Genomic DNA, 13,992 nt, shown 5'->3' with positions numbered 1-13,992 from the left:
GTCAGGTGCCGCTGTCGGCGGCGACGGCGAACAGGTGGGTGCCCCAGGGGGCGAGGTCGACGTAGAGGCCGGGGTCGTTCAGCTCGTCGCCGGAGCGTGCGTGGCGGGAGCCGTCCAGGAGGCCGGTCAGCTGCGTCGGACGGCCGCCCAGTTCGGGCCAGGGCAGGCGGATCCTGGCCTGCGCGGGCCGCCCGGAGAGGTTCACGGCCACGGCGAACCGTCCGCGGGCACCGGTCCAGCTCCAGGCGAGCACGGAGCGGTGGCTGGGGTTGTCGGGCCACCCCTCGCTGCCGATCAGCCGCCAACTCCCCTCGCGCATCCCGCTCTTGTGGACGGCGGACAGGAGCCGTTCGTGGAAGGCGCGGAGCCCGGTGTCGGGTTCCTCCTCGGGCCTGCGGTCCAGGAAGACGGGCAGCTGGGTGCGGCGCCCGGTGAACTGGCCCTCGTGCCACAGCGTCGCCCCGGGCAGTGTCGCGATGGCGACGGCCGCCGCACGTTCCTTGTCGGCGGGCAGCGTGTGCGCGGCCCTCGGCTCGTCGTGGTTCTCCAGGAACCGTACGAGGCGGCGCTGGTAGTCCACCGGCGCCTGGAGGTGCTGCCGGACGGATTCCGCGTCCTCGTGCACGATGCGGTCGTAGAGCCGCTTGTCGTAGCAGAAGTCGAACCCCTGTTGCTGGAGGGCCCATTCGAGGTCCCAGTACGCCTCGGCGGCGAAGACCATGGCCGGGTGGCGGCGCCGGACGTCGGCGAGCACGGTGGGCCAGAACTCCTGCTGGGGCGCGAACCCCGCGTACTGCCCCCAGGTGCGGGCGAAGACGTCGTTCATGAGCAGCATCGCCATGTCGCAGCGCACCCCGTCGCAGACGCTCCCGATGTCGGTGAGGACCTGGGCGGTGGCGGCGCGCAGGGCGGGCGCGAAGGCGTCGAGCTGGACGACGTCGGGCCACGGCGGGAAGAAGGGGTCCCGGCCGCGCGCGTACACCTCGGTGCCGGTGTCGAGGAACGCGGCCGGATCGCGCCGCAGGTCCTCGGCCGTGCCACGGACGAAGTACTCGGGGTGCTCGGTCACCCACGGGCTGTCGGGCGCGACGTGGTTCGGCACGTAGTCGAGCAGCAGTCCGACGCCGCGCCGGTCGAGCTCGGCGCGGGCCACGGCGAGCCCCTCGGCGCCGCCCAGGGCCGCGTCGGCCTCGTAGCGGCGGATGCAGTAGGGCGACCCGGCGATCTCGTCGTCGGCGATGTCGGGCACCGCCCGCGCGAAGGCGTCCCGCAGCGACGCGTCGCGCAGGGCGATGGCGCGGCCCGCCGGGCTCCGCTCCCACACCCCCATGAGCCAGACGGCGTCGACGCCGTGCGGGGTGATGTGGTCCCAGGCGTCCTTGGGGACGTCGGCGAGGCCGGTGTGCGAGCCGGTGCGCCGCTGGAGCTCGCGCAGCCACACCCGGGTGTTCACTTCGTGCACGACGGGTTGTGCGGGCAGCCCGGTCATGAGGTCCCCTCCCCGGAGTCGGGGTCGGCCAGGAAGTCCCGGGGGCCGAGGCTCCCGAAGACCATCATCAGGGGGGCCACCAGGCCGGTCCAGCCGGTCTGGTGGGCGGCGCCGATGCCCGCGCCGTTGTCCCCGTGGAAGTACTCGTAGAACGAGATCAGGTCGCGCCAGTGCGGGTCGTTCTGGAACTTCTCCTGCCCGCCGTAGACGGGCCTGCGCCCGTCGGCGTCGCGCAGGAACGTCGCGCCGAGCCGCCGCGAGATCTCCTCGGCGACTTCGTAGAGGTTCATCCGCACACCGGAGCCGGAGGGGCACTCCACGGTGAGGTCGTCGCCGTAGAAGCCGTACAGGTTGAGCAGGGCCCGTACGACGAGGGCGTTGACCGGGAACCACACGGGCCCGCGCCAGTTGGAGTTGCCGCCGAACATCCCGGAGTCCGACTCGGCGGGCACGTAACTCACCTGGTGCTGCTCGCCGTTGACCCAGAAGGTATAGGGGTGCTCGGCGTGGTGTCGGGAGAGGGCACGCAGACCGTACGGGCCGAGGAACTCGTCCTCGGACAGCAGCCGTTCGAGTACGCGGAGCAGCTTCTTCTCGTCCATCACCGACAGCAGCCGCGGCCCGCCCGTGGAGCCTGCCCGGGCGGAGGCGAGGGTGGCGGAGAGCGACGGGTGGCGGGTCGCGAAGCGGTGCAGCCGTTCGCGCAGACCGGGCACCTTCGCGAGCTGGGAGGGCCGGAACACGGTCGACGCGCAGAGCGGAAGCAGCCCGACCATCGAGCGCACCTTGAGTCGGATCGCCTGCCCGTCGGGCAGCCGCAGCACGTCGTAGTAGAAGCCGTCCTCCTCGTCCCACATGCCGTCGTCGAGGTCGCCGACGCGGTCCATGGCGGCGGATATCCACAGGTAGTGCTCAACGAACTTGAGGACCAGGTCCTCGTAGGCCGGGTTGTGCTCGACGAGTTCCAGGGCGATCTGGAGCATGGCCTGGCAGTACAGGGCCATCCACGCGGTCCCGTCGGCCTGTTCGAGCTGGCCGCCGGTGGGCAGGGGCGCGCTGCGGTCGAAGACGCCGATGTTGTCGAGGCCGAGGAAGCCGCCCTGGAAGACGTTGCGGCCGGTGGGGTCCTTGCGGTTGACCCACCAGGTGAAGTTCGTCAGGAGCTTCTGGAAGGTGCGCTCCAGGAACGCGCGGTCGGCGTGGCCGCTGATGCGCTCCTCCATCGTGTAGACGAAGTACGCGGCCCACGCGTGCACCGGCGGGTTGACGTCGCTGAAGTTCCATTCGTACGCGGGGAGCTGCCCGTTGGGGTGCAGATAGGCGTCCCGGGTCAGCAGCTCCAGCTGCTCCTTGGCGAAGCCGACGTCCACCATCGACAGGGCGATGGCGTGGAAGGCCAGGTCCCAGGCGGCGAACCAGGGGTACTCCCACTTGTCGGGCATGGAGATGATGTCGTCGCTGACCATGTGGAACCACTCGCGGTTGCGGGTGTCGTCGCCGCGGGGCAGGCTCCACGGCGCCAGGCCGTGCTCGGCCAGCCACGTCTCCAGGTCGAAGTGGTAGTACTGCTTGCTCCACAGCATCCCTGCGAAGGCCTGCCGCATCACGCGGCGCTCGTCCTCACCCGCACGCTCCGGCGCCAGCTCGTCGTAGAAGCCGTCCGCCTCGGCGATGCGCGCGGCGAGGACGGAGTCGAAGCCGCGGCCGAGCGAGGGCTGTGAGCCGGTGGGCGCGAGCCGCATCCGCAGGGTCGTCGAGCTTCCCGCGGGCAGGGTGAGGGTCCAGTGGCCGGCGGCCTTGGTGCCGTGCCGCGCCGGATTGACGGCTCCGATCTCCCCGTTCACGACGTGCCTGCCGATGCCGTCCTTGGTGTACGGCGATGCGTTGGGCGAGCCGAAGAGCCGCTCGTTGTCGGTCTCGTTCTCCGTGCAGAGCAGGGGCACCCGGTCGCCGAAACGCAGGTCGTAGCTGCCGAGTTCGGGGTGGGTCGCGGTGAGGGACACGGTGCCGCCGGAGCTGTCGGCCGCGGTGATCCGGGGCTTCTCGCCGCCGCCCTCGGTCCACGACCAGGTGTTGCGGAACCACAGTGTCGGCAGGACGTGCACGGTGGCCTCTTCGGGGCCGCGGTTGTCGACGGTGACGCGGATGAGGATGTCGTCGTGCGCGGCCTTGGCGTACTCGACGGTCACGTCGAAGTAGCGGTTGTCGGCGAACATCCCGGTGTCGAGGAGCTCGTACTCGAAGTCGCCGCGTCCGCGCTCCCGGTTGGTGGCCACGAGGTCGCCATAGGGGTATTCGGCCTGCGGGTACTTGTACAGGTAGCGCATGTACGAGTGGCTGGGGGTGCTGTCGAGGTAGAAGTAGTACTCCTTGACGTCCTCCCCGTGGTTGCCCTCGCCGTTGGTGAGGCCGAAGGCGCGCTCCTTGAGGATGGGGTCGCGGCCGTTCCACAGCGCGAGGGCGAAGCAGAGGCGCTGCTTCTCGTCGCAGATCCCGCCGAGTCCGTCCTCGCCCCAGCGGTAGGCCCGGGACCGGGCGTGGTCGTGCGGGAAGTACGACCACGCGTCGCCGTTCTCGCTGTAGTCCTCGCGGACCGTGCCCCACTGGCGCTCGCTCAGGTAGGGGCCCCAGAGCCGCCACCGGCCTTCGTCGTCGCCCCTCGGGCCGATCTGTTCGGTGTTCGTGCCTGTGCTCATGGGTTCCCTCCCTGCGACGAGGTGACCTGGGCAGCGTCAGTCTCCGTGCCGGGTCGTGGCCGGGCCTCACCTGCGGTGGGTGAGGCAGCATCGCGGTCCTCGGAGGCGTCGTCGCGGTCCTCGGAAGCCGCTTCGGGCCCGCCGCGCGCCAGGAGCGTGACCCCCGCCTCGTACGCGAGGAGCACCAGGGCCACGACGAGCAGCGCCGTCCACGAGGCGAGCAGCAGCGCGACGAGGACCGCCACGAAGAGCCCGCCGACCCGCAGCACATCGGCGTGCCCGCGGACCCACCGCCGCGCTCCCGCCCCCGTGCCACGGCGTGCGGCCCGCACCACGAGCCCGCCGAAGGCCCGCGCCCCCTTGGCGACGGTGCGTCGCAGCCACACGGGAAGCCGGCCGGGCCCGACGAGGTAGGCGACGACGGCGATGGCGACGCCGAGCCACAGGAGCTGGGCGCCCCGCTCGCGCAGGGTCTCGAACACGGTCCACAGCACGTCACGCACCCCTTCGCGGTACGCGCCCGGCTTCACCTGGGCCAGGAGCTGGTCCCGCACCGCCCGCAGCACGCTGGTCAGCACGGTGACGGCGACCACCAGCCACAGCCCGAACTGGAGGACGGTGCGGCGCCGGTTCGGGGAGATCCACAGGGCGAGGGCGAGCAGTACGGGTACGGCGATGACGATCCCCCACACCGCCCGCTTGAACAGCAGCACCATCTCCTGGACCTGGCTCAGCTCACCGCGGTCGTAGAGCCGCACCTGCCCGAAGTCGTCCGGCAGCGTCACGCCGAGCGCGTCCTCGATGCGGTCGTGCAGCCCGGGCGGTATCTCGCCGGAGGTGATGCGGGGCAGGTCGAGGTCCTTGCCGAAGAGCGTGGGGAGCCGGTCCTCCAGCGTGTCGAGCACGTTGTTGATCATGGGGAGGAGGTTGAGGGTGACCGTGTCGCCCTCGGCCCGCACGTTCTTGTTCCTCTCCTCCAGGATCGTGACGATCCGCTCGTGCGCGAACCGGTTGGTGGTGCGCCACAGGGTCTGGAACTCGTCGGTCGCGATGAGTTCGGAGACCGAGGTGCGTACGTAGTCCCGTACCGCCCCGGTGACCGGCGGGGCGAGGAACGCCGCCCGGTCGGGCAGCGCCTCCGACAGCCGCTGCTCGACCTCGAGCCGGCCGAAGATCTGGTCCGTGAGGTACGCGGACACGGCCCTGTTCACCGCGGGGTGGCTCGGCAGGTCGTCCACCGTGTCGACCCACCGCCCGGTGCTGAGCGTGGTCCGCGCACCCCACACGCCGACGACCGACGTGACCGCGAGGACGGCCGCGAGCGCGATCAGCACGGCGGCGGCCACGCGCCGGACCACCAGGAGCCGGACCTTCCCGCTCCGTCGGGTGTCGGCGCGGGACCGCAGGGCCGCGACCTCCGCGCGCAGCCGCACCAGTTCGTCGTCGGCACCGGGGCCACCGGTGGTCGTGCGGTCGTCCGCAGCTTGTTCGTGGGCCATGGCGTCGCACCTCCGGCGCCCACTGTCGGGCAGCGACCGCGGGGCGACCTTCACCTGTGGTGGGTGACGTGGGACGGGGCGCGAAGCGGCCTGATGGGAGCGAACCGTCGATTGTCGAGGAAGGGAGTCTCGATGAGCGCCATCGGGCCCATACAACTGCTGACGGTCGAGTTCGGCCCCTCGGCCAAGTTCGAGGGCCGGGTCATCGAAGAGTTGATCATCCTGGAGTCGAACGGGCAGATCCGCGTGCTCGACATGCTCTTCGTGCAGAAGGAGACCGACGGACGGCTGACCGTCCTCGACTACCAGGCCGAGGACATGGGCGACACCGTCGCCGCACTGCTCGGCATCTCCCGCGACAGCATGCGGGGCGCGGAGAAGACGTTTCCGTCCGTGTCCGAAGGGAGCGCCTTCGGTCTCACGCTCGCCGAGATCACGGACACCGCCCAGGCGTTGGAGCCGGGCACCGCCGCGGCGTTCATCCTCTTCGAACACGTGTGGGCGAAGTACCTGAGGGCCGCCATCCGCAACGCCGGAGGCGTACCCGTGGCCGAGGGGTTCCTCACCGAAGAGGCGCTGCTGCCCATCGCGGCGGAGCTCGTCGCCGTCGCGGACCGGCGGGGAGAGCCCATCGCCTCGCGGCACCGCACGGGGCCCGTGCCGGAGAAGCCCGCGCAGGAACCGGAGACCAGGAAAAAGAACCGGACCAGGAGGACATGATGGCCGATCTAGTCGTGCTCGGCTTCACGGACAAGGACAAGGCAGAAGCGGTCCTGCGGCTCAGCAAGGAGCTGTCGCGGCAGGAACTGCTCGACCTGGAGGACGCCGCACTCGCCTGGCGGACCGCGGACGGCAAGGTCCACGTGCGCCAGAGCTACAGCCTCACCGGGGCCGGTGCGTCGGGCGGGGCCCTGTGGGGGACCCTGTTCGGCATGCTCTTCCTGATGCCGGTCTTCGGCGCGGCGGTCGGTGCGGCCACCGGCGCGGTCGCGGGAAAGCTCTCCGACATCGGCGTGAGCGACGCCTTCATCAAGGAGGTCGCCAACACGCTGGAGCCCGGCAAGGCCGCGGTCTTCGCGCTCGTCCGCCGCTCCACGCCGGACCGGGTACGAGAAGCCCTACGCCCCTTCAACCCCACCGTCCTGCGTACCTCCCTCACCAAGGACCGGGAGGAGGAACTCGTCGCGGCGCTCCAGGCCAAGTGAGCCCGGTGTCCGGCGCCGCGTACGCCGCCAGGCACGGCGGTGCACGCACGCCGGGCGCACGGAAACTTCACCCGGGTGAGATGGCCGCCCCCAAGGGCGCCGTCCCACCCGGCGGGCCCAGACTCGTCTTTCCAGCACCACCCGATCCGAGAGGGAGGTGCCGTCGATGGACGACCACCTGGGGAGGCCGCCTGCCGAGACCGTCTTCACGCCCGAAGCACCCGTGCCCGAACCCCGCACGGCCGTGCCCGAACCCCGTACCGTCGTTCCCGAGCTCCCCGGGTGGCTTGTCCCGCGCCCGCGGCTCGCCGAACGGCTCTCGCGTGGCGTGCTCGGGCCGCTGACCGTGGTCGTGGGGCCGGTGGGAGCGGGCAAGTCCGCACTCGCCACGGAGTGGCTGCACACCGGCCGGGCCCCCGGCCCGGTGGCCTGTGTGCGGTGCGAGGGGCGCGAGGAGCGCCCCGACGTCTTCTGGCCACGCATCCTCACCGCGCTGCGCCGCGCGGGCGTGGACCTGCCCGCGTTCGACGACGTGCCCGTCAACGAACTGCTCGTCGCACGGCTCTCCGCGCAGCTCGCGCTGCGCGGCACACCCGTCGTGCTGGTGCTCGACGACTTCCAGCCGGAGCCGGGCTCACCGGTCGCCGAAGGCGTCGTCAGCCTCCTGAGACACACCTCGTCCATGCTGCGCGCGGTCGTGCTCTCGCGTCGGGACCCGCCGCTGCACCTGCACCGCTACCGGCTCTCCGGCGAACTCACCGAACTGCGCACCGCCGACCTCGCGTTCACCGACGCGGAGACCGCCTCGCTGCTCTCCCAGCACGGCCTGGACGTGGCCCGCCACGTCGTCAGGGCGCTGCGGCGGCGTACGGCGGGCTGGGCGGCGGGGATCAGGCTCGCCGCGATGTCGATGCAGGGGCACCTCCACCCGGACCAGTTCATCGCCCGGTTCGCGGGTGACGACGAGGCGATCGTGACGTACCTGGTCGAGGAGGTGCTCGACGTACAGGCCCCGGAGATGCGCAGGCTGCTCCTGACCACCAGCGTCCTCGAGCACGTCAACGCGGAGCTGGCCACGGAGGTCGCGGGCGAGGAGGCGGGACGCTGCTTCGCCACCCTCGTACGACAGAACTCCTTCCTGCAGCCCGTGGGGCAGGGCTGGTTCCGCTGCCACCGGATGTTCGCCGACGTGCTCCAGCTCAGACTCCAGCACGAGCTGCCGGGCAGCGTCGCCGGCGTGCACCGGCGGGCCGCCGCCTGGCTCGCCGAGCACGGGTGCCTCGCGGCGGCGGTGGGCCATGCCCTCGCGGCGGACGACGCGCACTACGCCAGCCGTCTGGTCGTGGAACAGCTCGGCATCGGACAGCTCCTGGGCCTCACGGCGACCCGGCTGCCGGACATTCCGGGCCAGTGGTCCCCCGCCGAGGTGGGGACGGACGACCCCGAACCCGTGCTCGTCGCCGCGGCCGCGCAGTACACGGACGCCGACGCGGTCGCCGAAGCGCTGGCGGAAGCGGCCCGGCTGACCCGCGGGCTGCCGGACGCGGAGGTCGACCGGGCGCTCAGGTGCCGGCTCACCCACGCGGTGATCCGGATGGCCGCCGAGCACTCCAGGGACCTCACCGCCGCGCGGGCCGCCGCCGCCGAGGCCAGGGCCCTGTACGCACGGCTGCCCGCGCACGCGCTGGACGGGCGGCCGGAGATCAGGGCGCTGACGCTGTTCGTGCTGGGGCGCGCGGAGTTGCGCGCCGGGGACCTGAAGGCGGCCGAGCCCCTGCTCACGAGCGGCCTCAAGGCGGCCGGAGCCACCGAGAACGGCGCGCTGCGCCGGGGCTGCCTGGTGGAGCTCGCCCTGCTCGAAGCGGTCCGCGGCCGCTTCCGGGCGGCCGGCGAGTTCGCCACGCTCGCGACCCGGCCTCCACTGCCCACCTGGACCGCGCGGGACAGCTCCAACGCGACACTCCTGGCCGTACGGGCCTGGGTGGCCCTGGCCCGCGGCGAACCAGCCCTCGTACGCGCCGAGTTGGGGCACGTGGGCGCCGCCCTGCACGCGCTGCCCGACCCCTTCACCGCGGGCGTCGCGTCCCTGGTCGGCCGACTGGTCAACATCGCCGAGCAGGGCCTGACCGCGGCCCCCGAGGCACTCCTGGCCACCGCGGGACCGTGGCTGCCGCCGACACTGCGGCAGCCTCTGACGCGGGCCTGCGCGGCCTCGCTCGACACGCCCTGCGCCCGAGCCCGCCACTCCGTCCTCGGCGACGGGAACGGCACGGCCGACGTGCCGGTCGAGCGGCTCACCGCCAGGGAGGAGGACGTGCTGGGACGGCTGTCGCAGATGATGACCACCGAGGAGATCGCGGAGGACCTGTTCCTCTCGGTCAACACGGTGAAGACCCACCTGAAGAGCGTCTACCGCAAACTCTCCGTGTCCCGGAGGTCGGCGGCGGTACGGCGGGCGCGGGAGCTCCAGCTGCTGTGACGTGTCAGAGGAGTTCCAGCTCGCGGGCGCGGCACAGCGCCTGCGAGCGGGAGCTCACGCCGAGTTTGCGGTACACGGAGCGGGTCTGGCTCCGGACCGTGTTGTGGGAGACGTGCAGGCTGTCGGCGATCCCGCGCAGCGTCGCGTTCTCCCGCAACTCGCGCAGGACGACGAGTTCGCGGCGGGTGAGGGGGGTGGTGAGGGGGGGTGGGGAGGGGCGTGGTGAGGGCCGTCGGCTCCGCCGGGGTGGCGGCCGTCGGCTCCGCCGGGGTGGCGGCCGTCGGCTCCGCCGGGGTGGCGGAAAGAGCCGCCAGGGTCGCCGACGCCTCGTCCGCCAGCAGCTTCGCCGTGCGGACGTCCCCCGCCCTCCCCGCGATCTCCACGAGCACTCCGGCAAGCCAGGCGAGACAGGCGGCCTCCAAGGCATCCGAGCGGTCCGGGGGCTGACCTGACGCGCGCAGGACCCTGCGCAGCCTGGCCCGGCGCAGCCCGGCCCTGCGCAACTCGGCCCTGTGCGACTCGGCCCTGCGCGGCTCCGCCCTGCGCGACGAGGCCCGGGGGCCCGGCGCCGGCGGACGTGCCGTCGGCGCAACCGGTGGCACAGCCGTCGGCGCCCGGCCCTCGTGCGCCGCGGGAATGAGATACGCGCGCACCGCGGGCATGTCCTCACCTTCCTGCCGGTCGGCAGCACATACCCAACGTGACCGCTCCCCGCGGTTCCGGGAAGGGCCCGTACGGCCTAACCGGACGGCTTTTCGGCCCTCGTCGGCGGGGGCAGGCCGCGCACCTCCAGAAGTTCGAGCCCCAGCGCCTGGATACGGTCGAGAATCCCGTACAGCGCGCTCTGGTCGATGCCGCCCCCGTACATGACGGTCTCCGCGGGACGCAGCGTGACCGTGAGTTCGGCGAAGGCGGACCGTAGCCCCTCACCGAGTGTGCCGCGCACCCGGATCTCGAACCTGCCGCCTTCGGGAAGCGGTTCGGACCGCCCCGCGCCCGCGCCCGGCCGATCGGTGCCCATGGCATCACCTCCTGCGATACCTGCCCGTGCGGCCATTCTTCCGGCCCTGTCCCACGGGACCTCACCCCGGCCAGGTGACTGTGCCCGGGACCGGCCCCGCCCGGCCCCGCATCTCGCCTGCCAGGGGTGAACCGCCCGAGGGCGGTCCGGACCACGCTCCGGTCCCACCGGAAGTCCCGCTGCAAGGGGAGGGAGCAGTCATGGCCGAACACGCCGGGCCGCGGCAGCCCGCGGCCGGTCCGCGGCAGCCCGCCGCAGGACCGATCGCGGTCGCCACCGTGGTGTTCTCCGTGTGCGTCCTGACGATCGTCGGCAGCTACCACGCGCTCGCCGGGTTCGCGGCGATCATCGACGACAGGTTCTTCGTACGGCCGGACGACTACCCCTACGCCCTCGACGTCACGGCCTGGGGCTGGCTCCACCTGATCGTCGGCATGATCGTCCTCGGCGCCGCGCTCACCCTGCTCAGCGGGCGCCTGTGGGCGCGTGCCGTCGGGGTGACGGTCGCGGCGCTGAGCGCGCTGGAGTGCTACTTCTTCGTCCCGTACTACCCGGCGTGGTGCGTCGTCATGATCGCGCTGGACGTCCTGGTGATCTGGTCGCTCGTCCGGTACGCGCGCCCGGTGTCCCACAAGCTCCTGGGTACGGGCGACGTGGACGACACCGCCCCGTGACGCCGTCGACGTCAGCCCCGCCGCCCCACCGCCAGCCTCCCGATGCGCCGCCAGTCCAGCATCGGCCGGGCCCCGCGCACGCCAGGACGGTGGCGCGGCACCAGCACCCGCAGGGCCCGCTGCCGGACCTCGCAGCGCACGGGCACCCGCAGGGACAGGGACTCGCCGTCGACGCCGACCTGGATGCGGTCCTGGTCGGCGTCGACGACCACGTGCGCCGCGTTCGTGCGTACGAGACCCGCCGCACGCCGTCCGCGCAGCAGCCCGGCGGCCTGGGCGGCGCTGGTGACCCTGACCCCGACGCAGCCCAGCTCCCCGCCGTCCATCCGGGCCCGGCGGCCGAGTCCCGCGATGTCCCCCGTCCCGTAGGGGTTGTTGCTGACGAGCAGCGCCTGCGGCTCGGCGAACTCCACGTGCCCGGCGCGCGCGGAGAGCCGCGGCCCCTGGTGGCCGGCCAGCATGTCGGGCAGCAGCCGCAGCGCCGTGCGCGTCTTGTCGTCCCGGTACGCGGGACTCGCCACGACCTCGGCGTAGGCGCCGAAAGAGACGTTGTTGACGAAGGGGAGGCCGTTCGCGCTGCCGAGGTCGACGCGGAGCTCCACGCCGTCCCGCAGTGCGTCGAGCGCCTTCGACGGGTCGTCCCTGTCGAGCCCCAGGTCGAGGGCGAAGTGGTTGCGGGTGCCTGCCGGGATCACCAGGAAGGGCAGGTCCAGCGCGGCGGCCACCTCGGCGACCTGCGCCTGTGTCCCGTCGCCGCCCGCGACCCCGAGCAGGTCGGCGCCCTCGGCGGCCGCCTTGCGGGCCATCTCGGCCACGTCGCTGCCTCCGCTCCCTTCGCGCCACTCCAGGAGCTGCACCTCGGCGCCCAGGTCCCGGGCGCGCTCCCGCAGCTCGAAGCGGCGGACCTTCCCGCCCCCGGACCGCGGATTCATGATCAGTACGGGGTGACGCACGCGCGGAGCCGGATGTTCGGGCATCGGGGCCGCCCCCTCGTCCTCGCCCCGCACGAGCGCCGCGCGCCCCGTGGCGACCGCCACCAGCCACAGGGCGACCGCGAGGACGGCGACCCAGGTCAGGTGGGCACGGGTGTACGCGACGAGGACCCACACGGGCGCCCCGAGGGTCAGTACGACGGCCAGCACCCGCAGCGTGCCCTGCCTGGTCAGGCTCCACCACAGCCCGGCGGCCACGAGCACCAGGCCGACGAGGCCGACGGCCAGCAGCCCGACGGTCCGCGCGCCGGCGAACACGCCGAGGGTCAGCACGGCGGCGAGTATCGATGCCAAAGACGCCCGCGCCAGCCAACGGCGCTGCGTCGTCGTCGGATTCATGGCGACACGGTGCAGGGCGCGGACGGTCCCGACCTCACCCCCGGAAGGTGGTTCGCCACTGTCGTCGCACCGGCAGGATCAGCCGCGTGGACGAGGCGTCGTGTCGTAAGGGTCGTGGACGAGGCGTCGTAAGGGTCAGAGAGGCGTCGTAAGAGTCAGATCGGAAAAGGTCGGAAAGGGGCAGGCCATGACCGAGGGCGAGCACGTACATCTCACTCCGGAGGAGCGCGCGGCGCGCGGCCGGGCGGCCCGCACGAAGGCGCCGCGCTCGGGCCACGCCGAGTTCGCCCCGGCACCGGACCGCGCCGACCCGGTCGACGTGCTGGAGCGCCAGTCGTCCCGCCGCCTGCCCGAGCTGGTGCCGATCAGGTACGGGCGGATGCTCGAATCGCCGTTCCGCTTCTACCGCGGCGCCGCCGGACTGATGGCGATGGACCTGGCTACGACGGTGTCGAGCGGCATCACGACGCAGCTGTGCGGGGACGCGCACATGCTCAACTTCCGGCTCCTCGCATCGCCGGAACGCCACCTCATGTTCGACGTCAACGACTTCGACGAGACGCTGCCCGGACCGTGGGAGTGGGACGTCAAGCGGCTGTCGGCCAGCCTCGCCATCGCGGGCCGCGCCAACGGATTCGGCACGCCGGAGCGGTCCCGCGTGATCCGGGAGACGGTGCGCTCCTACCGGGAGGCGATGCGCGGCTTCGCCCACATGACCAACCTCGACGTGTGGTACACCCGGATCGACGCCGACGACCTGTACGGCACCCTCGCCGGGGAGCTGCGCCCGCGCGCCCAGCGCCGTCTGGCGCGCACCCTCACCAAGGCCAGGGGCCGCGACCACCTCCAGTCCCTGGAGAAACTCGTCCACCGGGTCGGGGACGACCTGCGGATCGCTCCCGACGCCCCGCTCGTCACCCCGCTCTCCGACCTGCTCCCGGAGGTCGAACGCTCCGAGCTGGAGAAGCAGTTGAGGGAGCTCATCGGGCACTATGTCCTGACGCTGTCGTCCGACCGGCGCGCGCTCCTCGCGCAGTACCGGGTGGTCGACATGGCGCGCAAGGTGGTCGGCGTCGGCAGCGTGGGGACCCGGTGCTGGGTGCTGCTGCTCCTCGGACGGGACACGGGCGACCCCCTGTTCCTCCAGGCCAAGGAGGCCGAGGAGTCGTCACTGGCCCCGTACTGCGAGGTCAGCGCCTACGCGAACGAGGGGGAGCGCGTCGTATCCGGGCAGCGCTTGATGCAGGCGACCAGCGACATGTTCCTGGGCTGGGAGCGGGTGGCGGGCCTCGACGGCCGTGAACGGGACTTCTACATCCGCCAGTTGCACGACTGGAAGGCCATCCCCAAGGCCGAGGGCATGACTCCGAAGGTCATGCGGCTGTTCGGGCGGCTCGCCGGGGGGACCCTGGCCCGCGCACATGCCCGCTCCGGGGACCGCATCGCCATCGCGGCGTACCTGGGCGGCTCCGACCGTTTCGACCGCGCACTCGCGGAGTTCGCCGAGCACTACGCCGACCAGAACGAACGCGACCACCGGGCGCTGTCCGAAGCGGTACGAGGCGGCCGGGTCGCGTCGTCGTCGACGTGACGCGCAA

Annotated in this window: 11 protein-coding genes and 1 pseudogene; 6 read left to right on the top strand and 6 right to left on the bottom strand. The window is 72.4% G+C overall.

All coding sequences use genetic code 11. The features are described from left to right. Position 1: 1 nt before the first annotated feature. From NOO62_RS19485 to NOO62_RS19475, 3 genes are read right to left on the bottom strand one after another with little or no spacing between them, the layout of a single operon-like run. A complete protein-coding gene (locus NOO62_RS19485; RefSeq protein ID WP_268772166.1) occupies positions 2-1,489 on the bottom strand; it encodes an alpha-amylase in 1,488 nt (495 codons plus the stop codon). Continuing rightward, a complete protein-coding gene (locus tag NOO62_RS19480; RefSeq protein ID WP_268772165.1) occupies positions 1,486-4,185 on the bottom strand; it encodes an MGH1-like glycoside hydrolase domain-containing protein in 2,700 nt (899 codons plus the stop codon). The genes NOO62_RS19485 and NOO62_RS19480 overlap by 4 nt, the downstream gene beginning before the upstream one ends. Then, positions 4,182-5,684, bottom strand: a complete 1,503-nt coding sequence (locus tag NOO62_RS19475) for a hypothetical protein (RefSeq protein WP_268772164.1) — start codon at positions 5,682-5,684, stop codon at positions 4,182-4,184. Before NOO62_RS19475 ends, NOO62_RS19480 begins: the two co-directional genes overlap by 4 nt. Positions 5,685-5,816: 132 nt before the next feature. Between NOO62_RS19475 and NOO62_RS19470 the strand changes: the two genes are divergently transcribed. From NOO62_RS19470 to NOO62_RS19460, 3 genes are all read left to right on the top strand, one after another. Beyond that, positions 5,817-6,404: a DUF1269 domain-containing protein gene (locus NOO62_RS19470; RefSeq protein WP_268772163.1), complete on the top strand. Its 588-nt coding sequence runs from the start codon at positions 5,817-5,819 to the stop codon at positions 6,402-6,404. Further along, positions 6,404-6,889, top strand: coding sequence for a DUF1269 domain-containing protein (locus NOO62_RS19465; protein ID WP_268772162.1), 486 nt, complete (start codon positions 6,404-6,406; stop codon positions 6,887-6,889). Before NOO62_RS19470 ends, NOO62_RS19465 begins: the two co-directional genes overlap by 1 nt. A 166-nt stretch (positions 6,890-7,055) precedes the next feature. Then, positions 7,056-9,368, top strand: coding sequence for a LuxR C-terminal-related transcriptional regulator (locus NOO62_RS19460; protein WP_268772161.1), 2,313 nt, complete (start codon positions 7,056-7,058; stop codon positions 9,366-9,368). A 4-nt stretch (positions 9,369-9,372) separates the two neighbouring features. On the opposite strand, the pseudogene NOO62_RS19455 reads toward NOO62_RS19460, so the two are convergent. Next, positions 9,373-9,549 (bottom strand): annotated as a pseudogene (locus NOO62_RS19455) (response regulator transcription factor); the annotation flags it as partial. 38 nt (positions 9,550-9,587) lie between these two features. On the opposite strand from NOO62_RS19455, the gene NOO62_RS19450 reads away from it, so the two are divergent. Continuing rightward, a complete protein-coding gene (locus NOO62_RS19450) occupies positions 9,588-9,815 on the top strand; it encodes a hypothetical protein (RefSeq protein WP_268775982.1) in 228 nt (75 codons plus the stop codon). Between the two features lie 292 nt (positions 9,816-10,107). Here NOO62_RS19450 and NOO62_RS19445 read toward each other — a convergent pair whose 3' ends face one another. After that, positions 10,108-10,389, bottom strand: a complete 282-nt coding sequence (locus NOO62_RS19445; protein WP_268772160.1) for a hypothetical protein — start codon at positions 10,387-10,389, stop codon at positions 10,108-10,110. Between the two features lie 200 nt (positions 10,390-10,589). Between NOO62_RS19445 and NOO62_RS19440 the strand changes: the two genes are divergently transcribed. After that, positions 10,590-11,063 carry a hypothetical protein gene (locus NOO62_RS19440; RefSeq protein ID WP_268772159.1) on the top strand — a complete coding sequence of 158 codons (474 nt, stop codon included), beginning with the start codon at positions 10,590-10,592 and terminating at the stop codon, positions 11,061-11,063. Positions 11,064-11,074: 11 nt separating this feature from the next. Here the strand turns inward: NOO62_RS19440 and NOO62_RS19435 are convergent, their stop codons facing one another. Continuing rightward, on the bottom strand, positions 11,075-12,394 hold the full coding sequence (locus NOO62_RS19435) for a diacylglycerol/lipid kinase family protein (protein ID WP_268772158.1): 1,320 nt from the start codon (positions 12,392-12,394) through the stop codon (positions 11,075-11,077). A 187-nt stretch (positions 12,395-12,581) separates the two neighbouring features. Here NOO62_RS19435 and NOO62_RS19430 point away from each other — a divergent pair, with 187 nt between their 5' ends. After that, positions 12,582-13,985, top strand: a complete 1,404-nt coding sequence (locus NOO62_RS19430; protein WP_268772157.1) for a DUF2252 domain-containing protein — start codon at positions 12,582-12,584, stop codon at positions 13,983-13,985. Positions 13,986-13,992 lie beyond the last annotated feature (7 nt).

This window comes from Streptomyces sp. Je 1-369 (assembly GCF_026810505.1).
In the GTDB taxonomy this organism is placed as follows: domain Bacteria; phylum Actinomycetota; class Actinomycetes; order Streptomycetales; family Streptomycetaceae; genus Streptomyces.
The sequence above is the reverse complement of the archived record's forward strand: the minus strand, read 5'-3'. Positions and strand labels throughout refer to the sequence as shown.